Origin of the sequence: Rhodococcus sp. IEGM 1409, assembly GCF_030056735.1 — a bacterium.
Lineage (GTDB): Bacteria > Actinomycetota > Actinomycetes > Mycobacteriales > Mycobacteriaceae > Rhodococcus_F.
This window is the reverse complement of the sequence record NZ_JASHKN010000001.1, coordinates 823,879-845,987: the sequence shown is the minus strand read 5'-3', so window position 1 is coordinate 845,987 and position 22,109 is coordinate 823,879. Positions and strand designations below refer to the sequence as shown.

Here is a 22,109-nt window from a genome sequence, read left to right as displayed (position 1 = left end):
CATGACCTCCACTCTGGACCGGCCGGTCAAGGCCCCCACTTTCCAAGGCGTCGGCGCCCGTCGTCGCGCCAAGGACGTCATCGCGACCATCCTGGTCAGCCTGGCAGTTGTCATCGCGCTCATCCCGTTGGTCTGGGTGCTCTTCACGGTTATCGCCAAGGGCCTGCCCGCTCTGACGTCGCCGACGTGGTTCACCAACTCGCTCAGCGGATTGACGGCGTCGGCCGACGGCGGCGGTATCTATCACGCATTGATCGGCACCCTTCTGCAAGGCATCGTGTGCGCGGTCTTCTCCATCCCGCTCGGTATCTTCGTCGCGATCTACCTGGTGGAGTACGCCGACCGGAAGTCGAAGCTCGGCAAGCTCACCACGTTCATGGTCGACATCCTCAGCGGTGTCCCGTCGATCGTGGCCGCGCTGTTCATCTACGCCCTGTGGATCGCGACCTTCGGCTTCCCCAAGTCCGCGTTCGCCGTGTCGCTGGCTCTGGTCCTTCTGATGGTCCCGGTCGTCATCCGCTCCACCGAGGAGATGCTGCGCATCGTCCCGATGGATCTGCGAGAGGCGTCGTACGCGCTCGGTGTGCCGAAGTGGAAGACCATCTCGAAAATCGTGCTGCCGACGGCACTTCCCGGCATCATCACCGGCGTCATGCTGGCCCTGGCCCGCGTCCTCGGTGAGACCGCACCGCTGCTGATCCTCGTCGGCTACGCACCGTTCATCAACTTCGATCTGTTCAACGGCGAAATGGGTACTCTGCCTTCCGTCATGGTCGCCGAGATGAACAACCCCACCGACGCCGGCACCAACCGCATCTGGGGCGCAGCACTGACCCTGATCCTGCTGATCGCGATCCTCAACATCGTCGCGAAGCTGATCGGTCACTTCTCGCAGGTCAGAAGCAAGTGATGCGGCCTCGGAACATGTTCGTACTCAACAGCGTCAACAACTCAGTAGGGAGCCGGTAATGGCCAAGCGTCTGGATCTCAAGGACGTCAACATCTACTACGGCAAGTTCCACGCCGTCGCCGATGTGGGCCTGTCCGTCCCGCCCCGGAGTGTCACCGCCTTCATCGGCCCGTCCGGCTGCGGCAAGTCCACCGTTCTTCGTTCACTCAACCGCATGCACGAGGTGATTCCCGGTGCACGCGTCGAGGGTTCGGTCTTGCTCGACGGTGAAGACATCTACGGTTCGAACGTCGATCCCGTCGGTGTTCGCAAGACCATCGGCATGGTCTTCCAGCGGCCCAACCCGTTCCCGACCATGTCCATCCGGGACAACGTCGTCGCGGGCTTGAAGTTGCAGGGTGAGCGCAGCAAGAAGAAGCTCGACGAGGTGGCCGAGCGTTCGCTGCGAGGCGCCAACCTGTGGAACGAGGTCAAGGATCGCCTCGACAAGCCCGGTGGCGGCCTCTCAGGCGGTCAGCAGCAGCGTCTGTGCATCGCGCGTGCCATTGCCGTCTCACCCGACGTGCTGCTCATGGACGAACCGTGCTCCGCGCTCGACCCGATCTCGACTCTGGCGATCGAAGACTTGATCACCGAGCTGAAGAAGGACTTCACCATCGTCATCGTCACGCACAACATGCAGCAGGCTGCGCGTGTGAGTGACCAGACGGCTTTCTTCAACCTCGAGGCAACCGGTAAGCCCGGTCAGCTCGTAGAGATCGACGACACCGAGAAGATCTTCTCGAACCCGACGCAGAAGGCCACCGAGGACTACATCTCCGGCCGCTTCGGATAGGTCCTGGGATCGGCCCCGGGATTGCGTCCTGCACGACCATGTTTCACCCCCGTTTCCAACAGGAGACGGGGGTGAAACTTTTTGGTTGTGGTGATAGTTCCCACTCCGGTGCACAGGGCTGAGCGTCGTTGGGCGCCCGAATAATTCGATGAGCAGTGCAAGTGCCCCGAGTGGGCGCTGAAGTAGCCGACGATGTGAATCTCGTGGATACTGACGACGCTTCGGGCAATGCTAATCTCGGCCCGACAGCACGCTGTCGATCGATGTCGTTTCACAACCGGAAGGGCTTGTCAGTGCACCTCACCCCTTCAGATACCGAAAAGCTGCTCCTGAGCGTTGCGGGCATGGTCGCCCGCGACCGCCGCGAGCGCGGGGTACTGCTGAACTACCCCGAAGCGATGGCCCTGATCTCGTGTTGGATTCTCGAGCGCGCGCGGGACGGAATGACGGTTGCGGAACTGATGAACGCCGGTCGGCAAGTGCTCACCCGCGACGACGTGATGGAAGGGGTACCCGAGATGATTGCAAACGTCCAGGTGGAGGCCACTTTCCCGGACGGTCGCAAGCTGGTCACCGTGACGGAGCCCATTCGATGATTCCCGGTGAGGTTCGTGTGTCCACCGAACCGCTCGAGTTCGGCACAGACGCGGAAAAGATCACGATGGTCGTCGTCAACGACGGCGATCGTCCCATCCAGATCGGTTCGCATCTCCATCTGCCGGCCGCCAACCCGGCGCTGACCTTCGATCGCGAAGCGGCAGACGGTTTCCGGCTCGACATCCCCTCGGGAACGTCGGTTCGGTTCGAACCCGGGGTCAGCAGAACGGTGACACTGATCGCGCTCGGCGGACTCAAAAGGGTTCCGGGCCTGCAGATCGTGCCGGACGAAGACCTGCCGACGCATGCGCGTGAGCCCAAGACCGTCATGCCGTTCGGCACACCCGGTGTCGAGGTCGAAGAGCCTTTGCGAGCGTCCTCGGTGAATGTTCGCGTGAGTGATGTTCCAGTCGAGGCGGATTCACCGGATGACGCCGCGACGACAGTTGAGAGGACAGCCGAATGAGCAGGATCGATCGACGCGGTTACGCCTCCCTGTACGGCCCGACCGCAGGCGACCAGATCCGTTTGGCCGACACGGATCTGTGGATCGAGATCGAGCACGACTACACCGCGACCGGCGACGAGATGGTCTTCGGCGGCGGTAAGAGCATCCGCGAGTCGATGGGCCAGGGCCTGACCACTCGCGACCAGGGCGCTCTCGACGTCGTCATCACCAACACGGTCATTCTCGATCACTGGGGAATTGTCCGGGCAGACGTCGGAATTCGCGACGGACGCATCGTTGCGATCGGCAAGTCCGGTAACCCAGACATCATGAACGGTGTGCACCCCAAGTTGCTCATCGGGCCGAGCACCGACGTGATCGCCGGCGAGGGAAAGATCCTCACTGCGGGTGCGATCGACACTCACGTGCACTTCCTCAGTGAAGTCGAGATGATGGAAGCACTCGCCACCGGTACGACGACGGTGGCGGGCGGCGGGACGGGCCCCACCGAGGGAAGCAAGGCAACCACTGTCACGCCCGGCGCCTGGTCGCTGACGATGATGCATCGGGCCCTCGACCACATCCCGCTCAACGTTCTTCTTCTCGGGAAGGGCAGCACAGTCAGCCATGAGGCCATGCGCCAGGAAGCTCTCGCGGGCGCAGGCGGATTCAAGGTTCACGAGGACTGGGGTTCCACTCCGGCCGCGATCGACGCCGCTCTGCGAGCAGCCGACGAGTTCGGCCTCCAGGTAGCGCTGCACGCCGACAGCCTCAATGAAACCGGTTACGTACAGCACACTTTGGACGCGATCGCCGGACGCGGAATCCACGTATTCCATGCGGAAGGTGCCGGCGGCGGGCACGCACCGGACATCATCGTGACAGCCGGTGAGCCGAACGTTCTTCCGGCATCGACCAATCCGACGCTGCCGCATACCGTCAACACGGTTGCCGAGCACCTCGACATGCTCATCGTGTGCCATGCGCTCAATCCCCGGGTTCCGGAGGATCTCGCCTTTGCCGAGTCTCGAATCCGCCCGACAACGATTGCGGCGGAAGACTTTCTGCACGACATCGGAGCTATCTCCATCACCTCGTCCGACGCCCAGGCTATGGGCCGTATCGGCGAGGTGACCCTGCGGACGTGGCAGGTGGCCCACGTCATGAAGGCCCAGTACGGAAAGCTGGGCACCAGCATGCCGGCCGACAACGAGCGTGCGCGGCGCTACGTCGCCAAGTACACGATCTGCCCTGCAGTTGCGCACGGTATCGATCACGAAATCGGATCGGTCGAGGCCGGGAAGATGGCGGACCTGGTTCTGTGGGATCCCGCGTTCTTCGGTGTCCGTCCTTCTGCCGTGATCAAGGGTGGGGCGATAGTTGCTGCGCCGCTTGGTGATCCGAACGCTGCGATCCCGACCCCACAGCCGGTGTTCGTTCGCCCGGCCATCGCGGCAACTCCGGGATCGGCGCCGCACCTGTCCACGACGTTCGTCTCGCCGATGGCCATCGAGGACGGTTTGGCCGATCGTCTCGGTCTCACCCGCACCCTCACCGGCGTCCGGCCGACTCGGCACCTCACCAAAGCGGATATGCCGAACAACACGGCACTGCCGTCCATCGACGTCGATCCGGAGACGTTTGCCATCAAGGTCAACGGCGACCTCATCGTGCCCAACCCCGTTGACGTAGTGCCGATGGCTCAGCGCTACATGCTGTTCTGAAACCATGTCAATCGAGATGGCGTCTGCCGAGATAGCGTCGATGCTCTTGGCAGACGGGCGTCTGCCTACGGGCGGTCACGCGCACTCGTCGGGGTTGGAACCGGCACTGGTGGGCGGACTCCTGCAGAGTCAGGTCCCGGATTTCATCCGGGGTCGACTCGAAACAGTGGGACTGGTCGAGGCCGCTGCAACGGTGGTCACGCGGCGTTGGGCCGTAAGCGCGGGTAGTGCAGGCGAACTCGAGGACATCTCGAGGGAACTGCTCGCTCGTACCCCCAGCGCGCCGCTTCGTGAGGCGTCGATTCAGCTTGGACGTGGGCTGGCAAGGCTGGCGTCGCGGTTGTGGCCGCAACACCCCGCGGTGCAGATACTCATGGCCCTGCCCGGGCATCCGATGCGTCCGCTCGCGTTGGGAGTCTTCACGGCGATCTCCGGGATGGACGACCTACAGGCAGCTAGATCCTGTCTGTACGACGACGCTCAAACGGTGGCGTCGGCAGCATTGAAGCTACTGCCGGTGGATCCGGCAGAACCGGTCGAATGGCTGCTCCGAGCCGCCTCGACCATCGAAACCGTCGCCGCGGCTGCAGTAGCAGTCGACAGCGTCACAGATATACCCGCAACAACAGGACCGTTGGTCGAACAATGGTCACTCGAACACCACGCTCGATCCAGGAGGATTTTCCGTGCTTGACAACCTGAACAACACCGCCACTGCTGCAAGAGGTTTGAGGCTCGGCGTCGCCGGACCGGTCGGTACCGGCAAAAGTACCCTCATCGCCACCATCTGTCGCGAGCTCGCGTCGGAGTTCGAGATTGCGGTTGTCACCAACGACATCTACACCGACGAGGACGCGCGACTGTTGCGCGCCGCCAACGTTCTGCCGATCGAGCGCATCGTCGCAGTCGAGACGGGCGCGTGCCCGCACACGGCTATTCGTGACGACGTCACACCGAATCTCATTGCGGTCGAAGACCTCGAGCGTCAGTTCCATCCCCTCGACATGGTGATCGTGGAAAGCGGTGGCGACAACCTGACCGCAACGTTCAGCCCGGCACTGGTCGACGCCCAGATCTTCTGCATCGACGTCGCCGGCGGCGGAGACGTCGCACGCAAGGGTGGTCCCGGAATCGAGCGGGCAGATCTGTTGGTGGTCAACAAGATCGACCTTGCCCCGTACGTCGACGTCGACGCGGTCCAGATGGTTGCCGATGCCACGGCCGCCCGTGACGGACTTCCCGTTCTCGCGCTCAGCCAGAAGGATCACGCCACGATCGACCAGCTCAGTGCGTGGCTTCGCCAGGTCATCTCAGCTCATCGCGCGGGTAGTCACACCCCGCAGGATCCGGGACCGATGGCACCGCACTTCCACGCCGATGAAGAAGAACACGACCACGGACACGGTCACGGGCACAGTCACTCTCACGCTCACTGATGAGCACCGGAGCTACGCGGGTTGTCGTCGAGCGAGTGGGGGACACCGCCGTTGCACGAGAGCTGATCTCGGGCGACTTCCTGGCCCCACGGTTCGTCGACGCTCGCGGGCTCACCGTGCGAATTGCTCTGGTAGGGCACAGTGCAACGCTGCTGGCCGGTGACGACCTGCGCATCGAATTCGTGGTCGCGCCGGGTACGTGTCTCGAGGTGATCGAGCCTTCAGGGACCGTCGCGTACAACGCGCGCGGCGGCCGGGCGTCATGGTCGGCTTCGGCCAGAGTCGGAGCCGGTGCGGCGCTGATCTGGCGTGCGGCACCGTTTGTCGTCGCCGGCGGCGCGGATGTGACCAGGCGCGTGGAAATTTCGCTGGAATCCGACGCGGTGGCGCTGCTCGACGAGATGATCGTGTTCGGCCGGACCGGCGAAACCGGCGGTGCGCTTCGCTCCGATCAGCGAATCACCGTCGACGGCGGTGCGCTTCTCGTGGAAACACTCGACCTGCGTAGCGTGCCGGGCCGTTCGCTGCCGGGAATTCTTGGTGGTCATCGCGTGCTCGGTACAACCATGCTGTTGGGGATGAAGACTTCCGACGACGTCGAGGGGCACGTGACGCCGCTGGCGGGACCGGGGATGCTGGCCCGGGCTGTGGCCGATCACGCCCACGAGGCGAGCGCGGCTCTGGACGAGATCTGGTCGCAGTGGCGGGCACGGGTCTCGGAGAAATACAGCGACTGATCTGCCCGACCGTCACACTCCGGGCGGCTGCATCGTCCACTATGTGACCAGGCCGAAGAGAGTCGGGCGCACAGGTTTGACGGAGGCATCATGCGAATTGTTGTTCTGGGCGGAACCGGCCAGATGGGAAAGCTGGTTGTAGAGCAGGCCAAGGCAGTAGAGCTGGCGAAGGCCGGGGGCCATGATGTTGTCGCTGCCGCTCGATCGACGGGAGTCGACGTCTCCACAGGCGCGGGGTTGGACGAAGCATTTGCTGGTGCCGACGTGGTCGTCGACGTGAGTGATCACGTCACCAACAGTGCCAAGAAGGCGATCGAGTTCTTCGAGACCGCAGCGAGGAATATCGCCGCGGCCGAAACCCGAGCCGGCGTGAAGCATCACGTGTTGCTCTCGATCGTGAACTGCGACGATCCGCAGTTGAAGTCGTTCGGGTACTACCAGGGAAAAGCTGCGCAGGAACGCGCGGTGGAAGCGTCGGGCATTCCGTTCACGATTCTGCGATCCACCCAGTGGTTCGAGTTCGGCGAGAAGACCATCGCCCTCTTCGGACTGGGGCCGGTCGCGATGGTTCCCCGGATGCGGTCACAACCGGTGGCAGCGAAGACCGTTGCCGAGGCGCTCGTGACCTGCGCTCAGAACGGTCCGACCGGGAGGGCCCCAGACCTGGCCGGGCCCGAGGTCCTCGAGATCCCGGCCATGACACGCGAGATTTTGAGATACCGCAGGCGACGCAAATGGCTCATCCCGATCTCGATGCCGGGAGCGGGTAAGGCGATGAAGGGTGGGGCGCTGCTACCCGGGCCTGGGTCGACAACTGCAGGACCCACATTGGAAACCTGGTTGCACGAGAACTGAATAGGAAAGGCGGCCGCGCAAGTGCGCGGCCGCCTTTTACTCACGTGGACGGTTGGGTTCAGAGATCCGGGTACGAGGTGAGGTTGTCGACCTTCTCGGTGGTTTCCGGCTCTTCGGGCAGCTTGCCGGTCACCAGGAAGATGACGCGTCGGCCTACCTCGACAGCGTGGTCGGCGAACCGCTCGTAGAAGCGGCCGAGCAGAGTGACGTCGACTGCGGCGGCAACGCCGTGCTTCCACTCGCGATCCATGAGGACGGTGAAGAGGTGGCGGTGGAGGTCGTCCATCGCTTCGTCTTCTTCGCGCAGGCGGGCAGCGCGCTCGGGGTCGCGGGTCTCGAGCACGACCTTGGCGGCCGCGCCGATGGAGACGGCGATGCGTCCCATCTCTGCGAAGTAGCCGTTGACCTCTTCGGGAAGCACATGGTTGGGATGTCGGCGGCGCGCGATCTTGGCGACGTGCAGGGCGAGTGCACCCATGCGGTCGATGTCGGCGACGATCTGGATTCCGCTGACCACCGAGCGCAGATCTCCGGCAACGGGAGCCTGCAAGGCGAGCAACGCAAACGCGCGCTCCTCGCAAATGGTGCTGAGTTCGGTGATCTTGTCGTGTTCGCCGATTACTTGTTCTGCCAGGGACAGGTCTGCCTGGAGCAGGGACTGGGTGGCGCGCTCCATAGCGGCACCTGCCAGTCCTGCCATCTCGCCGAGCGTGTCTGCAAGCTCGGTCATCTGTTCGTTGTAAGCCACGCGCATGAGGTCAGAGCCTACGTGCCGTGAAAGACCAAGTCACAAGCACCAGGTGAACGCAAGGTGAATGAACAAGTCTCAGTCGCAGGTGGTGTCGCCGGCGTTGACGCTGGCGATGTCGGCGGGCAGAGCCGTCGAGGTGCTGGTGTCGACCGACGTCGGATTTGCCGCCAGCATGGTCCCCGGGTCGGCGGGGGCGACGACGGTGCCGGAGAAATTGCTTCCGACGACGACCTCGATCATGTCGCCCACGCTCGGCGCGAGAACGAGAACCGCGCCGGGAATCGACGACGCGACAGTCACCGCTTCAGCCTCGTAGCCTGCGGCGTAGCGCACGACGGTGGTCGACGCCTGAGCATTCGCCAGGCCGGTAGCCGCGCTGAAGTTACCGACCGTGGAGATCTGGAAGCCGTAAGCAGCGAGGCTGTCGGCGATGGTCGCGGCCTGCCCGGCGATTCCGGACGCGTTGGAAACGTCGACCGAGACGTTGTAGGCGCTCATCGCCTCGACGGAAGTGGCCGCCGGCGGCGTGCTGGACGTGGGAGCGGTCGTCGTGGAACTGGTCGACGACGGTGTGGTGTCCTCGCGCTCTTCACCCGGAAGTGGATCGTCGTCGATGATTGCCTGGAAGAGGGACTTGATCTCGTCGGTGCGAGGAATCTCGTTGCCCCAGTCGTTGGTGCCGTCCGTGGGGACCGTCAAGAACGTGACCGCGCCTGCATCGACGTTCTGTAGCGAACGGCCGAGGGTGACCAGTGATTTCGTGTCGATGTTCTCGACGAATGTGTCGCTGGTGAAGGCGTTGATGAATCCGTTGAGCTTGCTCGGATTCAGGAGAACCTGGTTGGACAGGGCCGAGCGGAGCAGCGCCGACAGGAACTTCTGCTGACGGGTGATGCGTCCGTAGTCGCCGTTGCCCTCGGCTTCGACGTGGCGGGCGCGCACATAGTTGAGTGCGGTACGGCCGTCGAGCATCTGCGTGCCGCCCGAAGCGAGAACGGTTCCGAGGATGCCGTCTTCGATCGGTCCGGGGGAGCAGACATTCACGCCGCCGACGGTGTCGACCATGCGCTCGAAACCGGCGAAGTCCATTCCGACGAAGTGTCCGATCTTCAGGCCGGACATCTTCTGGATGACCTTGACCAGACACTTGGGGCCACCGAGTGCGTACGTCGCATTGAGCTTGTCGCCACTGGCTGCGGGGAAGGTTTCGCTGGTGTACTTGCCGGCGTCGTTGTCCCAGCCCTGGCAGATCGGCCGTTCGACGTCGAGGTCACGAGGGAAGGAGACTGCGACGACGCGGCTTCTGTCGGCGGGAATGTTCACCAGCATGACCGTGTCGGCTCGGGCACCTTCGGCGTCTTCGACGGTTCCGGCGCCGATTTCACCGCTCGCACCGGCGCGGGTATCGGTGCCGATGATCAGGTATGTCTCGTCGCCGAGCTGGCCGCCGGCGTCGATGATGTCGTCGGACTCGGTGTCGAGTGCTGCAATCTGATCGAAGCCGCCTTCGACTGACCGCAGATAACCCCAGACGACGCCGGTCAATGCGAGAGACATGACGGCCAGGAACGCTACTGCTGATCGGCCGATCACTTTTGCGCGATGGCGGCGGCGAATCTTGCTTTGCGCCAGGCGGGTGGCGCCGGTGTCACCGACTACTCGCGGCACTGCGGAGGTGACGGGATGTTCTTCGGTTATCCAGTCCGCAGCGGCTGGCGGGACTGTCGAACGCGCGGGAATCGGCCGGGCCGGGGGCGGTGCCGATGCCGCCGGGGGCGGTGCCGATGCCGCTCGAGATGGAGTCTTGGGTGGTGCGGACTTGGGTGGTGTAGCCGGGGCAGGTGGCGGCTTTTTTTCGCCTACCCGACGGACCAACTCGGCGACCGACACGGAGTCGTCGGTCGGAGGCGAATCCCGCCGGCCGGTACGTCCACTGCTGCGACGCTCCGTGGGACTGGGCGGTTGCGGTGCTGGTCGTTGGGGTGTGACAGGGCGCTGGGGTGTGGCAGGGCGCTGGGGTGTGGCAGGGCGCTGGGGCGTTGTCGGTTGGTCCGGTCGGGCGCTGCGGAAGCGCTTGTCTGCGAGCGGACGTTCCCAGGGGGCGCGGCTCTCGGGCGGAGGTGGGCCCGAATCGTGATCATCACCCACCGATGCAACCTGTCCCGTCGTCGACTGTCAGTAACTCGTCATTCAGATGCCGGCGTCAACCGAGTTTGTCGACGAAGCTGGAGCCATATTACTGGTGAATCCTGAGTGCTCCACTCAGAAAGTGATGTGAGTAATCCGACGGCGTGTTTTCGCTAGCCGCCCGAGTGCATCATGTCAGCTCCCACCGGCACAAGGTCGTCCTCGGGATCGTCGAGCCAACCTTCCGGAAGTGCTACCTGACCGGGTGAGCCTTGGCGTCCGCGCGGGCCTTCGGCGTCCTTGGGGAACGGGACGTCGTGATCGAGCTGTCCGAGCAGGTCGTCCAGTTCGGACAACGTGCTGACCAAAGCCATCGAGACCCGCAGATCCGATCCGACCGGGAACCCACGCATGTACCAGGAGACGTGCTTGCGAAGTTCGCGCAAGCCCTTCATCTCACCGTGATGGGCGGCGAGCAGTTGGGCGTGACGGGCGATGATCTTGGTGACTTCGCCGAGCGTCGGCGGGGTGGCGATCTGTTGTCCGTTGAGAGCTGCACTGAGCTCCGCGAACAGCCATGGCCGTCCGAGGCAGCCGCGTCCGACTACGACGCCGTCGCAGCCGGTCTCGTTCATCATGCGGGCAGCATCCGAGGCATCGAAGATGTCGCCGTTGCCGAGGATCGGAACGTCGGTGACGTGCTCCTTGAGGCGCGTGATCTCGTTCCAGTCAGCGGTGCCGGAGTAGCGCTGCGACGCGGTTCGTGCGTGAAGCGCGACGGCAGCGGCGCCTTCAGCTGCGGCGATCCGGCCGGCGTCGAGGTGTGTGTGATGTTCTGGGTCGATACCGACGCGCATCTTGACGGTGACCGGAATGTCGGTGCCTTCGGTGGCGCGCACGGCTGCCGCGACGATTTGTCCGAACAGTCGACGCTTGTACGGCAGCGCTGATCCGCCGCCCTTGCGGGTCACCTTCGGTACCGGGCAGCCGAAGTTCATGTCGATGTGATCGGCCATGTTCTCGTCGACGATCATCTTGGCCGCGGCGTAAGTCGTATCCGGGTCGACGGTGTACAGCTGCAGCGACCTGGGCGTTTCGGTCGGGCCGAACGTGGTCATGTGCATCGTGCCCGGCTGGCGTTCGACGAGCGCGCGTGCGGTGACCATTTCGCAGACGTAGAGCCCGGACGTGCTGCCTGCACGTTCGAGTTCGAGTTCACGACACAGCGTGCGGAAGGCGACGTTGGTGACACCCGCCATGGGTGCGAGGACCACGGGGCTGTGGAGCTCGAGTGAACCGATACGAAGGGATGACATGACTACCTCTGAACAAATACTTGTGACAATTGGAAGTGCCCGGTACCGAATCCGGTACCGGGCACAGAATAGCTGGTGAAACTAAGAAGCCTGCTGTTCGCGCTTTGCGGCTTCGCGTGCGAGCATGCGATCGCGCTGTTCCTCGAACTTCGTCGCGTTGGCGGCGAGGGTTTCGAGGAAGGCTGCCAACTTCTCGCGCGTGTTCTCGCCTTCGGCACTGAAATCGTTGCGCTCGAAGATGTTCCACTTGCGCAGGACCGGCCAGACGACCTCGTCGAGGTGCTGGCGAAGGTCGTAGATGCCGTGCTTGGCCATGAGAGCGCCGTTGCGGCGGAAGTTCGGCATGCCGGCGCCGGGCATCTGGAAGTTCTGGACGATGTTTGCCACAGCCTTGAGAGCCTGATCGGGAGCAAGATCGAGCGCGGCGGCGCAGACGTTGCGGTAGAAGATCATGTGCAGATTCTCGTCCGCCGCGATGCGCTGAAGCATCTTGTCGGCAACCGGCTCGTCGCAGGCCTTACCGGTGTTGCGGTGGCTGACGCGTGTCGCGAGTTCCTGGAAGGTCACGTACGCGACCGAGTGCAGCAGGCCGGCGTCGCCCTCGTCGATGGGTGCGCTGTAACCGTTTGTCATGTGTTCCATGCGGAACCGTTCGAGCTCGACGGGGTCGACTGCGCGCGTGACAACGAGGTAGTCGCGCATCACGATGCCGTGACGGTTCTCCTCGGCGGTCCACCGGCCGACCCACGTGCCCCAGGCGCCGTCCTGCGAAAAGTTTTCGGCGATCTCACGGTGGTACGACGGCAGGTTGTCCTCGGTGAGCAGGTTGGTGATCATCGCGGCGCGGGCCACCTCGCCGAGTTGTGACTGCTCGAGACTCCAGTCTTCGCCGCCCATGGCTGCGAAGTTACGACCCTCGTCCCACGGGACGTAATCGTGTGGATGCCATTCCTTGGCCATGGAGATGTGGCGGTTGACGTTCTCCTCGGCAACCGGCTGCAGCTCTTGTAGCAGCTCGAGCTGCGTCAGAATCCTCGTCATTTCTTGCCTCCATGTTGAGTGAATGCGCGACTTCGCCCCAGCCTACGGCACCGTAGGTTTGAAAAGAATGGCATGAAAATTGCCCCCCTCGAGCGATGTTACCGAACCGTAGTTATCCGGGGGCACTTTCACTACCAAGTCGTTCTTTCGACGTAGTCGCGGAACGTGCGGGCGGGATCGGACAGTTCGCGGCTCTTCGACCAGATCAGTCCTATTTTTCGCTGCGCGCCTTCGATCGGTACGTAGACGACTCCTTCGGACCAGATCGGTGGATCCTGAACCGGCATGACCGAGACACCGAGAGAAGCGGAGACCAGTCCGCCGACCGTTGCCAGCTCGCTGCTCTCGAAGACGAAATTCGGGGTAAATCCCGCGGCCGCGCACAGTTCATCGAGAATTCTTCGCATCCCGAAGTTCGGGTGCATTCCGATGAACGGCTCGTCAGCCGCTTCCGTCAGCTCGACCGAAGGCAACTGTGCGAAGCGGTGATCGGCCGGAACCGCCAATGCCAGTGATTGCCGAGCGATCTGCATCCACGCCACCTGCGGATCGCGCGGCTGCGGCGAGACGACGGCCAGGTCGGACGTGCCGGCGGCAATTCTGTCGACCAGGAACTGCGCACTGTCCTGATGCAGTTCGAATCGCACGCCTGGACGCTCGACGCGATATCCCCGCAGCATGTGCGGGACCAGCCAGGTTCCGAACGAGTGGAGGAAGTCGAGTCGGACGGTGCCGCTCTCGGGGCTCGCCAGCGACTGGATTTCGGTCTGCGCTGCGTCGAGTGCGCGGAGCGCGGCCCGAGCGTGTTCGTAGAGGATCTCGCCGTACCGGTTCAGTTCGAGTCGGCGTCCTTGACGGTCGAAGAGTGTCACGCCGATCTGGCGTTCGAGGCGTGCGAGTTTGCGCGAGAGGGTCGGCTGCGACAGGTGGGTCAGGTCCGCAGTCGCGGTGACCTGTTGGGTTTCGGCGAGTACGACAAACCACTCGAGGTCTTCGGTCAGCATCACGAACCAAATCTATATGCGCTTCACGCATATAGAACTTCAAGTTTATGCATTTTCTTTTGTCGAAGCTCGGCGGGAGGATTCTTACCGGAGGTAAGTGATGCCTGGAGGTACGTGGTGACTGTTGAGAATGTGATCGAATCCGAGGTGGCGCCGCTTCGACGGGGATCCGCCGGGTATCGCACGGTGACCGTTGCATTGTTCGCGGCCGGGCTGTCGACGTTCATCTCGATGTACGCGGCACAGGCATTGCTGCCCGCGTTCGCGGAAGGCTTCGACGTCTCGCCGGCGGTGTCTGCGCTTTCCGTCTCGGCGACGACGGGCATGCTGGCGTTGGCGATCATTCCCGCCAGCGCGCTCTCCGAGCGGTTCGGTCGCACACGGGTGATGATCGCGTCGGCGTCGGCGTCCTGTGTGATCGGTTTGCTCCTGCCGCTCAGTCCGACGATCGAGATTCTGCTGATCGGGCGCGCGGCGCAAGGTTTGGCTCTGGCAGGGGTCCCGGCGGTGGCGATGGCCTTCCTGGCCGAGGAGGTCGATCGGAAGGACCTCGGTGCGGCGATGGGCAGGTACGTCGCCGGTACGACGATCGGTGGGTTGATCGGACGGCTTGTTCCCTCTGCCGTGGTCGATTTCAGTACGTGGCGTTGGGCACTGCTGACTGCGGCTCTGCTGTCAGCATTGTTCGCGCTCAACATGATCCGGAAGTTGCCCGCGTCGAAGTTCTTTCGCCCGCAACCTGTATCGGTGCGAACTACAGCGTCGAATCTGCGACGCCACCTTGCGAACCCGTCGCTGCGCACGCTGTTCGCCTTGGGTTTCATCCTGATGGGAGGCTTCGTCTCGATCTACAACTTCCTCGGATTTCGGCTCACGGCAGCACCTTTCGGCCTTCCGGAAGCATCTGTCGGCCTGGTGTTTCTTTTCTACCTCGCCGGTACTTTCACCTCAGCGGTAGCCGGCGGCGCCTCGGACCGGTTTGGTAGGCGCAGTGTTCTGCTCGGCTCGGTTGTTGTCATCGGTATCGGGCTGGCACTGACCGTTCCCGACAACCTGGCATTGACACTCGCGGGGATGCTCCTCTTCACCGGAGGATTCTTCGCGGCACATTCGGTGGCCAGCGGGTGGGTGGGCCTGATCGCGACCGACCACCGGGCCGAGGCGTCGGCGTTGTATCTGTTTGCCTACTACGCGGGTTCGTCCGTGGCGGGCGCCCTCGGGGGTCTCGCGTACGCGGGCGGCGGTTGGGGTGGGGTCAGCGCCTTTGTCGGCGCTCTGCTGCTGGTTGCGTTCACATTGTCGCTGAAGATGTTTCGATCTTCGGCGGTTGACTGACCAGCGCACTGCGGCGCCCCGAACAGGGTCGCCGCAGTGCGTGGAGTTGTCGAGAGTCTTACTTCTTGCCGCCGCCGAGGAGGCCGCCGAGGAGGTCACCGAGGCCGCCGCCACCGGATCCACCCAGGATGCCGCCGAGTGCACCACCGATGCCGCCGCCGGAATTGCCACCGCCGCCGAGAATTCCGCCGAGGAGATCCCCGAGCCCGCCGCCGGAGGCCTGGGTCTGCGCACCTGCGCCGCCGCCGGTGAACTGCTTGGCGAGGTAGGCCAGGACGATGGGAGCGAGGATCGGCAGCAACTGCTTCACCAGATCGTTTCCGCCGCCGCCGACTCCGCCGAGCGCACTGGCGACCTGATCGGTGTTGCCGCCGAAGATGTTCGAGACGATCTTCTGGCCGTCAGCGGTGTCGACTTTGCTGATGTCGACGCCGTCGTCGAGAAGGCTGGTGTCGGCGTGCGACTGCAACGCACTTTCCAGCGAGGCTGCGCCGGCGGGATCTTGCACATTGGCGCCGAGGCCACCGACGAGGGTCGGAAGTGCCGTCTTGACCGCCGCCTCGGCAGTTGCCTGGTCTACGCCGAGTTGCTGCGCGATCTGGTCGATGGGGATCTGGGATAGAAGGTCGTCAAGCGATGCCATTGATGCCCTACCTCTTCTGGGGTACTACTCGTCAGTACCCGGCTGTTGCAGACACTAATGAATGTCGGCGTCGACGGTAACCCTGCGGTTGCCGAGCGGTCAGGCTCGGGTCTTCTCGCGGGGGACCAGACACGCTAGGAGCGCGAGAATCAGTCCACCGGCCGTCAAGATGAATCCTGTCTGATTTGTCAGGATCGTGGAGTAGTTTTCCCTGATGACGTTGTCGAATTGGTCGTTCACTCGGTAGTAGAACGTGCCCAGAGTTCCCAATCCCACGATGATTCCGATCCACGCTGCAATGCGAGAACCGAACAATGCGGCGATCAGAATCAAAACGGCGGCGGCGAGCAGAAGTATCGCCATCGAACGGTAGAAGGTCACCGACTGATCGCCGATCTGCTCGATCGCCCAACCCGCCGGAAAACCGTCCCGCAGGTCCTCGAGACGGACGTTGCCCGGTTTGACGCCGGCCAGAACGTACATGAACGAGCCGACGGCCACGGCGATCCCGCAGATCAACAGAACCAGATGAACAAACGTGCGCATGCCACTCTCCCCATGATTGGAGTTCGGTAACGCGGTCGTCGCCGAGCCTAGCTGTGTCGCGGGTGTGAAGCTCGGTATCGAGCGTGCAGAATCGTCTCCATGCCCGACAACATGCGTCGACTCGAAGAGATCTCGTTGTCCCTGCCGGAGGCGGAGCGCGTCGACATCGAAGCGTGGGACGGCCACCCGACTTTTCGGGTCCGCGGCAAGAACTTCGTGTTCTGCAACCTCGAAGCCACCTCCTTGACCGTCAAGTTGAGCAAGGAGGAAGCCGAGGCAGTGGTGGCCACCGAACCAGGCGCAAGCGCTGCCGGCTACGGGCTCGGTCGCCACGGGTGGGTTGCACTCGACATCGGTCCCGACGTTTCCGAGGAGAAATGGTCACAGCTCGAGGAATGGATCTACACCTCGTTCACCCTCGTTGCGCCGAAGCGGCTTGCCCGGATCGTTCTCGATGCGGATGAGGAACGCCCGTAACGGATAGATTCGTCAGTACAGACGCCGACTAGACGAGGAATTGTCATGACGACACCGGAAACTTCACCGGCCACCGCAAAACCGGGTATGCCGCCGTGGGCGAAGAAGGCCATCGGGATCGCAGTGATGGCGGTGGTCCTGGTCATCGCCTACTTCATCCTTGCCGCCTTCCTTCCACGTTGGTGGGCGCAGCGCATTGCGTCGCTGGCGAACGGCAGCTTCAGCGCCGGTATCGCGTGGGGACTGCTGTTCGGTCTCGTCTGCACACTGGTCCCGCTGATCTTCTTCCGGGCTGTTTGGCAGGTGCGCAAGCGCAAGCATGCTCGAATCATGCAGATCGCGGCTCTCGCGTTGGGTGTGATCTTCGCGCTGCCGAATCTGCTCTCTCTGACAGTCGTTCTCGGCAACAACAACGCAGCGCATGCGGGCGAGCGGATCCTCGACGTCGACGGTCCCGGATTCCGTGGAGCCTCCGTTGTCGGTGCAGTCCTCGGCGTCGCGTTGTTCCTGGGTCTCGTTGCGCTCGGTTACCTGTACAAGAAGCGTGGCAAGGACCTCGACAAGATGCGCGGTGAACTCAAGCAGCACGAGCCGCAGAGCAAGGGCGAGGCGCCGGCTCCCGAAATCTGAGTTGGCGCGGTCACCACACGAGAACGGGCTTGATGACGCGCCCCGACGACTGATCTTCGACGGCTTTGTTGATGTCGGAGAACTCGTAGTGCGTCACCAACCGGTCGATTGGAAATCGGCCCTCGGTGAAGAGTTCGACGAGTTCGGGGATGAACGTCGAGACTTCCGATTCACCTTCGATGCATCCTCGAACTGTCTTTCCGTTCAACATGATGTCGGCCATGTTCACCTCGAGTGTTGACGCTCCGAGTCCGACCACTGCCAGTGTTCCTCGCGCACGCAGTGATGTGACGGCCTGATTGATCACGGCGCCGATCCCGGTGGTGTCGAGGGAATGCGTCGAACCTCCGTCGGTGGCGGCGCGAACCGCTTCGATCACGTCTTCGGTGGTCGGGTCGACGGTGACGGCGCCGAATTCCTCGGCGAGGCTTCGTCGCTGCGCAACGGGGTCGACGGCGACCAGGGTGGAGACCCCGGCAGCTCGTGCTGCCAGCAGCGCCGCGAATCCGACGCTTCCGGCTCCGAAAACGACAAACGCCGAGTCGGGCTCGGGGCGAAGCAGATTCAGCACCGCACCGGCGCCAGTTTGGAACCCGCAGCCGAGCGGAGCCGCGACGGTCAGGTCCACCGCAGGATCGACGACGACGGTGTTGTCGGCAGAGGCGATGACGTATTGCGCGAAGCTGGACTGACCGAAGAATGCGGACCGTATCGGAGTTCCGTTTCGCCGGATCGGCGTCGAGCCGTCGGTACGTGCGCCAGAGCTGTTGAGTCTGTGCGAGCTTTCGCAGTATGCCCGATGGCCGCTGAGGCACTGCCTGCACACACCGCAACTGCGGTAGCTCAGCAACACGTGATCACCGGGCACTATGTTGTCGATCGACGAGCCGACTGCCTCGACAACCCCTGCCCCTTCGTGCCCGAACACGCAGGGGCCGAGTCTTTCCGGGAGCACTGACTTCGTGAACAAATCTGTGTGGCACAGGCCTGTTGCGACAATGCGAACAAGGATCTCGTCTGCATGGGGTTCGTCGATCTCGACGGTGTCGAGTGTGAAGGGGGAGTGCGGTCCGTGCGAGAGAGCCGCTGTCATCTGCATGGGGGACGTCGAATTCTGTTCGGCGTGAATCACGCTCGCTCGAGCAGGAAGTAGTAGTGCTGCCCACCGTCGAGAACCAACGCCGACTTTCCGTTCATGATGCCCATGAGTGTCGAGTCGTCGACCTTCTTGAAGTGGTCGAAGATCGGCGCGCCGTCGTAGACCATCGTTGCCGTGACTTCGCCGCGAAACTCGATGTTCCACAGGCTTGCTTCGCCATTGCCGCCCTTGACGTCGGAATAGAGGTTTCCGTACTCGTCGCGACAGATCAACGGCTTTGCGTCCTCGACCGAGTTGAATGTCTTGCCGTACCAGCGGCTCGTGAACAGCTTTTCGTGCAGCCGGTGACCGGTGGCGAAGTCGTCACCCTTCCATTCTCCGAGGATCTCTGAAGCAGCGACGGTATCCAGCGCCGCCCACACTTCGTCGAGTTCCTCTGGTGATACACCACTTTCCGCTGCACGGAGCCGGGCGAAAGCGGTTCGGGCTTCGTCGAGATTCATGTCTCTCCTCGAGTCGACGGGTAAGTGGCAAGTCAGTTCGCGAACCAAATTGTTCGTCAACTCTGCACGCTACGCCGAACCGGATGGTTCGGCAACGGTCGATTCGTTCTAGGCTGTGAAGATGCGCTCAGCAGGGGAAGCCACGAGGGACCGCATTCTGGCGGCCGCAAAGGACGAATTTGCCACGTACGGTCTGGCCGGCGCGCGCATCAATCGGATCGCCGCGCAAGCGCGTGCCAGCAAGGATCGTCTCTATGCGTACTTCGCGAGCAAGGAAGAGTTGTTCGCTGCCGTCACTGAACAGTGGACGTCCGAAACCACAGCGGAGACAGCGCTTCGAGGCGATGACCTGCCGGGCTATGCAGGTCGGCTCTTCGACAACTATGTTGCCCATCCCGAGAACGCTCGATTGCAGCAGTGGGCGGATCTCGAAGCGCCGGATGTCATGAGCGAGGACGACATACGAAGCAAGACCTTCCGGCCGAAAATTGCGGAGATTCGCAAGGGGCAGCTCGAGGGGCACATCGATCCGGAGTGGAATCCCACGGAGTTGATTCTGTTGATCACCGATATTGCCCGGATGCTCGCGCTCAAGTCGTCTCGCGCGGTCCCTCAACGTCGGGAGGCTGCGGTCGAGGCCGTTCGTCGATTGATCACGGTGTGACGAACGGTATGTGCGACGTGGTCGATGGACAACGCCGCGTTCCTTGTGCTCTCGCACGAGGGGACGCAGCGTTGGATTTCAGTTCAGAGGCGGTCAGAGTTCGATCGAGGGTCGACCGCTCCTGATTCGGCTTACCTCGGTTCGGGCGAATTCGACTCGACCGCTTTCTGTTCCGCGGGCCGCGGCCAGCGCATCGGCGAGATTCGAGGCGGCCTCGAGCGTGTATCCGTTGTGCTTGCGGTCGGCGTGGTTTCCTGCCGACTTCCGGAAAGCCTTGCGTACCTTACGGTCGCCGCACAGCGCCGTCAGTTCGTCACCGGTGACAACGCCGCGCTCGACCTCCAGCGCGAGAGCATCCCGGAGGAACTGACGTTCACGCGTCACCGTCGTGCGGAACACGCGGACGATCGTCGGCATTTCGGCGCCGACCGGATTTGCTCCGAACTGCGAGACGGCCGAGTTCAGTCGTAGGAGACTGCGTCGTTGATCTGGGGGATGACGATGCTCATCACGATTGCGACAGCCAGCACGATGGCGACCGGAAGGATGGTTGTGCGGTCGAGACCGAACCACCGCCGGTCAACCGGGACCCAGCGGCCGTCGGGTTCGTATCGCGCTGGTGGCGGACCTTCCCGCTCTGTGACGGTCGTGTGCGTCATCAAGGCCTCGGCTTCTGTGGGTATCTGGGTTGAAGAGTTCGCGCACAACAGTTTTCGATGCCTGTTCACCGGAGAGTGCCGGCAGGCTCCGTGAATCCGAGGAGTGAGCTTGTCTGTGAAGAAATTATCAAACCGGATGTTTCGGGCTTGGACGAAACGCACTGTTTCCATCGAGACTTGCCTGGGGTGCAGCTCGACCGTCGTGTGAGGCGGTTGCCTGGATTTACGGATTTCTCAGTAACGGTGCGTACGTTGGGCGTCGGCTCGTTGACGCCCTCGGGATGTTGACGTGCCGCCAAAATTTGTTGTCGACTGTTCAGATGCTGGTGAGCAAAAGGATCGCGGCCGGCCACCCTGACTGAATATCGTCGACACCCAGCGTGTTCCTTCGGTGCGCGCACCTGTTCAGCATCTGGAGTGGGCCCGTGGCGAAGTGGCAGTACGCATGAAGATCTCGAAGAAGATTGCGCTGGTCGTTGTGGCTGCATTCGCCCTGACGTTGGGGTCGGCGCAAGTCGGAACCGCCCGCGCGGACACGCCGGTCAGGGTGAGCGTGGCCGGTTATGTAGTGAGCGCTGGGCATTTCGAGCAGGTGCGGCGCCCGAGCCGGTGCGTGAAGGCCGCGCCGGGGAAGTCGAAACCGAGCGAGCAGAAGTCCACGAATCGCAGTGGGCGTCGAGGTGGCGGGGGATGCTTCTGACCTCTTCGGCTGCATTCGAAGGTTCCGTCCTGAAGATTTGAAACACGTTCTAGTATCGGGTCATGGACGTGACTTATGAGGGGACCAAACGGGAAGTCGCTACCGACAAGGGCATCTTGCGCTATCACGAGGCAGGTGACGGTCCGCCGTTGATCCTGTTGCACGGCTCGGGGATCGGCGTGAGTGGTTGGCGGAACTATCGGGGGAACCTCGAGGTGTTCGCCAAGCATTTCCACTGCTTCATCCTGGAGTTCCCGGGGTTCGGCGTGAGCGATTCCGTCGACGGTCATCCGGTTCTCACGGCAGCTTCGTCGGTGATCCGATTCATGGACGCGCTGGGAATCGAATCGGCTGCGATGATCGGCAATTCGATGGGTGGGGTAGTCGGCGTCAATGTCGCAATGAGGTTTTCCGATCGCGTCCGCAAGTTGGTCACCATCGGTGGCATCGGTCCGAATATCTTCAGTCAGAACCCGAGTGAAGGCACGCGACTCCTGCAGGACTTCGCCGACGGTCCGAGTCGCGAGAAATTGATTCGCTGGCTCGAGTGCATGGTTTACGACAAAGCCGTGATCACCGAGGAGCGGATCGAGGAGCGGTGGGAAACGGCCAACGACCCGGCATCGCACCAGGCATTGTCGGCGATGTACGGGTCCAAAGCCTTTGCCGCTCAGCAGCAGATGATGGCGAATTCGGACGCACCGCCCTACTGGTCGATGACGCACAAGGTGAAGTGCCCGACCTTGTTGACGTGGGGGCTCGATGATCGGCAGTGCCCACCGGATATGCCGATGATTCCGATGCGACTGATTCCGAACGCCGAACTGCACGTCTTCCCGAACTGCGGGCACTGGGTGATGATCGAAGCAAAGCAGGCATTCGAGCGGGTGACCCTCGAGTTTCTGCTTCGATGACCTGTTTATGCATTGATGTGGCACGAATGCACAAGACCCGGCGCCTCCGAATGAGGTGCCGGGTCTGCGTTTGTGCCCCCAGTAGGACTCGAACCTACGACCTGCGGATTAAAAGTCCGTAGCTCTACCAACTGAGCTATAGGGGCGCGGCGCAGAGT

Annotated in this window: 26 protein-coding genes and 1 tRNA gene; 15 read left to right on the top strand and 12 right to left on the bottom strand. The window is 62.8% G+C overall.

Going from position 1 to position 22,109, the window contains the following annotated elements; all coding sequences use genetic code 11:
* Position 1: 1 nt before the first annotated feature.
* The 9 genes from pstA (at position 2) to QM716_RS04130 (ending at position 7,542) form a co-directional block, all read left to right on the top strand.
* The gene (gene pstA, locus QM716_RS04170) at positions 2 to 910 is read left to right on the top strand and encodes a phosphate ABC transporter permease PstA (RefSeq protein WP_003940100.1); all 909 of its coding nucleotides are present in this window, start codon (positions 2 to 4) and stop codon (positions 908 to 910) included.
* A 58-nt stretch (positions 911 to 968) separates the two neighbouring features.
* Positions 969 to 1,745 carry a phosphate ABC transporter ATP-binding protein PstB gene (gene pstB / locus QM716_RS04165; RefSeq protein ID WP_230814665.1) on the top strand — a complete coding sequence of 259 codons (777 nt, stop codon included), beginning with the start codon at positions 969 to 971 and terminating at the stop codon, positions 1,743 to 1,745.
* A 293-nt stretch (positions 1,746 to 2,038) separates the two neighbouring features.
* Entirely contained in the window at positions 2,039 to 2,341 is a 303-nt protein-coding gene (gene ureA / locus QM716_RS04160) for an urease subunit gamma (RefSeq protein WP_003939800.1), read from the top strand.
* Positions 2,338 to 2,808, top strand: coding sequence for an urease subunit beta (ureB, locus tag QM716_RS29230; protein ID WP_007733849.1), 471 nt, complete (start codon positions 2,338 to 2,340; stop codon positions 2,806 to 2,808). The genes ureA and ureB overlap by 4 nt, the downstream gene beginning before the upstream one ends.
* The gene (locus QM716_RS04150; protein WP_283302570.1) at positions 2,805 to 4,514 is read left to right on the top strand and encodes an urease subunit alpha; all 1,710 of its coding nucleotides are present in this window, start codon (positions 2,805 to 2,807) and stop codon (positions 4,512 to 4,514) included. Before ureB ends, QM716_RS04150 begins: the two co-directional genes overlap by 4 nt.
* A gap of 4 nt (positions 4,515 to 4,518) precedes the next feature.
* Positions 4,519 to 5,208, top strand: a complete 690-nt coding sequence (locus QM716_RS04145; protein WP_283302569.1) for an urease accessory protein UreF — start codon at positions 4,519 to 4,521, stop codon at positions 5,206 to 5,208.
* Entirely contained in the window at positions 5,201 to 5,950 is a 750-nt protein-coding gene (ureG, locus tag QM716_RS04140; protein WP_283302568.1) for an urease accessory protein UreG, read from the top strand. The genes QM716_RS04145 and ureG overlap by 8 nt, the downstream gene beginning before the upstream one ends.
* A complete protein-coding gene (locus QM716_RS04135; RefSeq protein ID WP_283302567.1) occupies positions 5,950 to 6,687 on the top strand; it encodes an urease accessory protein UreD in 738 nt (245 codons plus the stop codon). The genes ureG and QM716_RS04135 overlap by 1 nt, the downstream gene beginning before the upstream one ends.
* Positions 6,688 to 6,777: 90 nt before the next feature.
* Positions 6,778 to 7,542, top strand: a complete 765-nt coding sequence (locus tag QM716_RS04130) for an SDR family oxidoreductase (protein WP_283302566.1) — start codon at positions 6,778 to 6,780, stop codon at positions 7,540 to 7,542.
* Positions 7,543 to 7,600: 58 nt separating this feature from the next.
* Here QM716_RS04130 and phoU read toward each other — a convergent pair whose 3' ends face one another.
* The 5 genes from phoU to QM716_RS04105 form a co-directional block, all read right to left on the bottom strand.
* Positions 7,601 to 8,296: a phosphate signaling complex protein PhoU gene (phoU, locus tag QM716_RS04125; RefSeq protein ID WP_003940130.1), complete on the bottom strand. Its 696-nt coding sequence runs from the start codon at positions 8,294 to 8,296 to the stop codon at positions 7,601 to 7,603.
* Between the two features lie 72 nt (positions 8,297 to 8,368).
* The gene (locus QM716_RS04120; RefSeq protein ID WP_283302565.1) at positions 8,369 to 9,961 is read right to left on the bottom strand and encodes an LCP family protein; all 1,593 of its coding nucleotides are present in this window, start codon (positions 9,959 to 9,961) and stop codon (positions 8,369 to 8,371) included.
* A 632-nt stretch (positions 9,962 to 10,593) separates the two neighbouring features.
* Entirely contained in the window at positions 10,594 to 11,736 is a 1,143-nt protein-coding gene (dusB, locus tag QM716_RS04115) for a tRNA dihydrouridine synthase DusB (RefSeq protein WP_283302564.1), read from the bottom strand.
* A gap of 81 nt (positions 11,737 to 11,817) precedes the next feature.
* Positions 11,818 to 12,777 carry an acyl-ACP desaturase gene (locus QM716_RS04110; RefSeq protein WP_283302563.1) on the bottom strand — a complete coding sequence of 320 codons (960 nt, stop codon included), beginning with the start codon at positions 12,775 to 12,777 and terminating at the stop codon, positions 11,818 to 11,820.
* A 131-nt stretch (positions 12,778 to 12,908) separates the two neighbouring features.
* Entirely contained in the window at positions 12,909 to 13,781 is an 873-nt protein-coding gene (locus QM716_RS04105; RefSeq protein WP_502941960.1) for a LysR family transcriptional regulator, read from the bottom strand.
* A gap of 117 nt (positions 13,782 to 13,898) precedes the next feature.
* On the opposite strand from QM716_RS04105, the gene QM716_RS04100 reads away from it, so the two are divergent.
* Positions 13,899 to 15,116, top strand: a complete 1,218-nt coding sequence (locus QM716_RS04100) for an MFS transporter (RefSeq protein ID WP_283302561.1) — start codon at positions 13,899 to 13,901, stop codon at positions 15,114 to 15,116.
* Between the two features lie 58 nt (positions 15,117 to 15,174).
* Here the strand turns inward: QM716_RS04100 and QM716_RS04095 are convergent, their stop codons facing one another.
* Together QM716_RS04095 and QM716_RS04090 are read right to left on the bottom strand one after the other, a co-directional pair.
* Positions 15,175 to 15,759, bottom strand: coding sequence for a DUF937 domain-containing protein (locus tag QM716_RS04095; protein WP_283302560.1), 585 nt, complete (start codon positions 15,757 to 15,759; stop codon positions 15,175 to 15,177).
* A gap of 99 nt (positions 15,760 to 15,858) precedes the next feature.
* Positions 15,859 to 16,305: a hypothetical protein gene (locus QM716_RS04090; RefSeq protein WP_283302559.1), complete on the bottom strand. Its 447-nt coding sequence runs from the start codon at positions 16,303 to 16,305 to the stop codon at positions 15,859 to 15,861.
* A 99-nt stretch (positions 16,306 to 16,404) separates the two neighbouring features.
* Between QM716_RS04090 and QM716_RS04085 the strand changes: the two genes are divergently transcribed.
* Positions 16,405 to 16,782 (top strand): MmcQ/YjbR family DNA-binding protein, encoded by a 378-nt coding sequence (locus QM716_RS04085; protein WP_124567675.1) that lies wholly within the window; start codon positions 16,405 to 16,407, stop codon positions 16,780 to 16,782.
* 45 nt (positions 16,783 to 16,827) lie between these two features.
* Positions 16,828 to 17,412 carry a hypothetical protein gene (locus tag QM716_RS04080; RefSeq protein WP_283302558.1) on the top strand — a complete coding sequence of 195 codons (585 nt, stop codon included), beginning with the start codon at positions 16,828 to 16,830 and terminating at the stop codon, positions 17,410 to 17,412.
* Between the two features lie 10 nt (positions 17,413 to 17,422).
* Here the strand turns inward: QM716_RS04080 and QM716_RS04075 are convergent, their stop codons facing one another.
* Positions 17,423 to 18,511, bottom strand: a complete 1,089-nt coding sequence (locus QM716_RS04075) for an NAD(P)-dependent alcohol dehydrogenase (RefSeq protein ID WP_283303057.1) — start codon at positions 18,509 to 18,511, stop codon at positions 17,423 to 17,425.
* A gap of 29 nt (positions 18,512 to 18,540) precedes the next feature.
* The gene (locus tag QM716_RS04070; RefSeq protein WP_283302557.1) at positions 18,541 to 19,014 is read right to left on the bottom strand and encodes a DUF4334 domain-containing protein; all 474 of its coding nucleotides are present in this window, start codon (positions 19,012 to 19,014) and stop codon (positions 18,541 to 18,543) included.
* Between the two features lie 121 nt (positions 19,015 to 19,135).
* Between QM716_RS04070 and QM716_RS04065 the strand changes: the two genes are divergently transcribed.
* A complete protein-coding gene (locus QM716_RS04065; RefSeq protein WP_283302556.1) occupies positions 19,136 to 19,678 on the top strand; it encodes a TetR/AcrR family transcriptional regulator in 543 nt (180 codons plus the stop codon).
* Positions 19,679 to 19,771: 93 nt separating this feature from the next.
* On the opposite strand, the gene QM716_RS04060 is transcribed toward QM716_RS04065, so the two are convergent.
* Positions 19,772 to 20,095, bottom strand: a complete 324-nt coding sequence (locus tag QM716_RS04060; RefSeq protein WP_283302555.1) for a hypothetical protein — start codon at positions 20,093 to 20,095, stop codon at positions 19,772 to 19,774.
* A gap of 44 nt (positions 20,096 to 20,139) precedes the next feature.
* Positions 20,140 to 20,337, bottom strand: coding sequence for a hypothetical protein (locus tag QM716_RS04055; protein ID WP_283302554.1), 198 nt, complete (start codon positions 20,335 to 20,337; stop codon positions 20,140 to 20,142).
* Between the two features lie 391 nt (positions 20,338 to 20,728).
* On the opposite strand from QM716_RS04055, the gene QM716_RS04050 reads away from it, so the two are divergent.
* Complete coding sequence (locus tag QM716_RS04050; RefSeq protein WP_283302553.1) at positions 20,729 to 21,037, top strand: hypothetical protein; 309 nt, start codon at positions 20,729 to 20,731, stop codon at positions 21,035 to 21,037.
* Positions 21,038 to 21,099: 62 nt separating this feature from the next.
* Positions 21,100 to 21,951, top strand: a complete 852-nt coding sequence (locus tag QM716_RS04045) for an alpha/beta fold hydrolase (protein WP_283302552.1) — start codon at positions 21,100 to 21,102, stop codon at positions 21,949 to 21,951.
* A 73-nt stretch (positions 21,952 to 22,024) separates the two neighbouring features.
* On the opposite strand, the gene QM716_RS04040 is transcribed toward QM716_RS04045, so the two are convergent.
* Positions 22,025 to 22,097, bottom strand: a tRNA-Lys gene (locus QM716_RS04040).
* Positions 22,098 to 22,109: the final 12 nt, after the last annotated feature.

Bases quoted from the DNA above. Each gene is read 5' to 3' on its own strand.
- pstA (WP_003940100.1), top strand. From the start codon at position 2: ATGACCTCCACTCTGGACCGGCCGGTCAAGGCCCCCACTTTCCAAGGC.
- pstB (WP_230814665.1), top strand. From the start codon at position 969: ATGGCCAAGCGTCTGGATCTCAAGGACGTCAACATCTACTACGGCAAG.
- ureB (WP_007733849.1), top strand. From the start codon at position 2,338: ATGATTCCCGGTGAGGTTCGTGTGTCCACCGAACCGCTCGAGTTCGGC.
- QM716_RS04150 (WP_283302570.1), top strand. From the start codon at position 2,805: ATGAGCAGGATCGATCGACGCGGTTACGCCTCCCTGTACGGCCCGACC.
- QM716_RS04145 (WP_283302569.1), top strand. From the start codon at position 4,519: ATGTCAATCGAGATGGCGTCTGCCGAGATAGCGTCGATGCTCTTGGCA.
- QM716_RS04135 (WP_283302567.1), top strand. From the start codon at position 5,950: ATGAGCACCGGAGCTACGCGGGTTGTCGTCGAGCGAGTGGGGGACACC.
- QM716_RS04130 (WP_283302566.1), top strand. From the start codon at position 6,778: ATGCGAATTGTTGTTCTGGGCGGAACCGGCCAGATGGGAAAGCTGGTT.
- phoU (WP_003940130.1), bottom strand. From the start codon at position 8,296: ATGCGCGTGGCTTACAACGAACAGATGACCGAGCTTGCAGACACGCTC.
- dusB (WP_283302564.1), bottom strand. From the start codon at position 11,736: ATGTCATCCCTTCGTATCGGTTCACTCGAGCTCCACAGCCCCGTGGTC.
- QM716_RS04110 (WP_283302563.1), bottom strand. From the start codon at position 12,777: ATGACGAGGATTCTGACGCAGCTCGAGCTGCTACAAGAGCTGCAGCCG.
- QM716_RS04105 (WP_502941960.1), bottom strand. From the start codon at position 13,781: ATGCTGACCGAAGACCTCGAGTGGTTTGTCGTACTCGCCGAAACCCAA.
- QM716_RS04095 (WP_283302560.1), bottom strand. From the start codon at position 15,759: ATGGCATCGCTTGACGACCTTCTATCCCAGATCCCCATCGACCAGATC.
- QM716_RS04090 (WP_283302559.1), bottom strand. From the start codon at position 16,305: ATGCGCACGTTTGTTCATCTGGTTCTGTTGATCTGCGGGATCGCCGTG.
- QM716_RS04085 (WP_124567675.1), top strand. From the start codon at position 16,405: ATGCCCGACAACATGCGTCGACTCGAAGAGATCTCGTTGTCCCTGCCG.
- QM716_RS04080 (WP_283302558.1), top strand. From the start codon at position 16,828: ATGACGACACCGGAAACTTCACCGGCCACCGCAAAACCGGGTATGCCG.
- QM716_RS04075 (WP_283303057.1), bottom strand. From the start codon at position 18,511: ATGCAGATGACAGCGGCTCTCTCGCACGGACCGCACTCCCCCTTCACA.
- QM716_RS04070 (WP_283302557.1), bottom strand. From the start codon at position 19,014: ATGAATCTCGACGAAGCCCGAACCGCTTTCGCCCGGCTCCGTGCAGCG.
- QM716_RS04065 (WP_283302556.1), top strand. From the start codon at position 19,136: ATGCGCTCAGCAGGGGAAGCCACGAGGGACCGCATTCTGGCGGCCGCA.
- QM716_RS04060 (WP_283302555.1), bottom strand. From the start codon at position 20,095: ATGCCGACGATCGTCCGCGTGTTCCGCACGACGGTGACGCGTGAACGT.
- QM716_RS04055 (WP_283302554.1), bottom strand. From the start codon at position 20,337: ATGACGCACACGACCGTCACAGAGCGGGAAGGTCCGCCACCAGCGCGA.
- QM716_RS04045 (WP_283302552.1), top strand. From the start codon at position 21,100: ATGGACGTGACTTATGAGGGGACCAAACGGGAAGTCGCTACCGACAAG.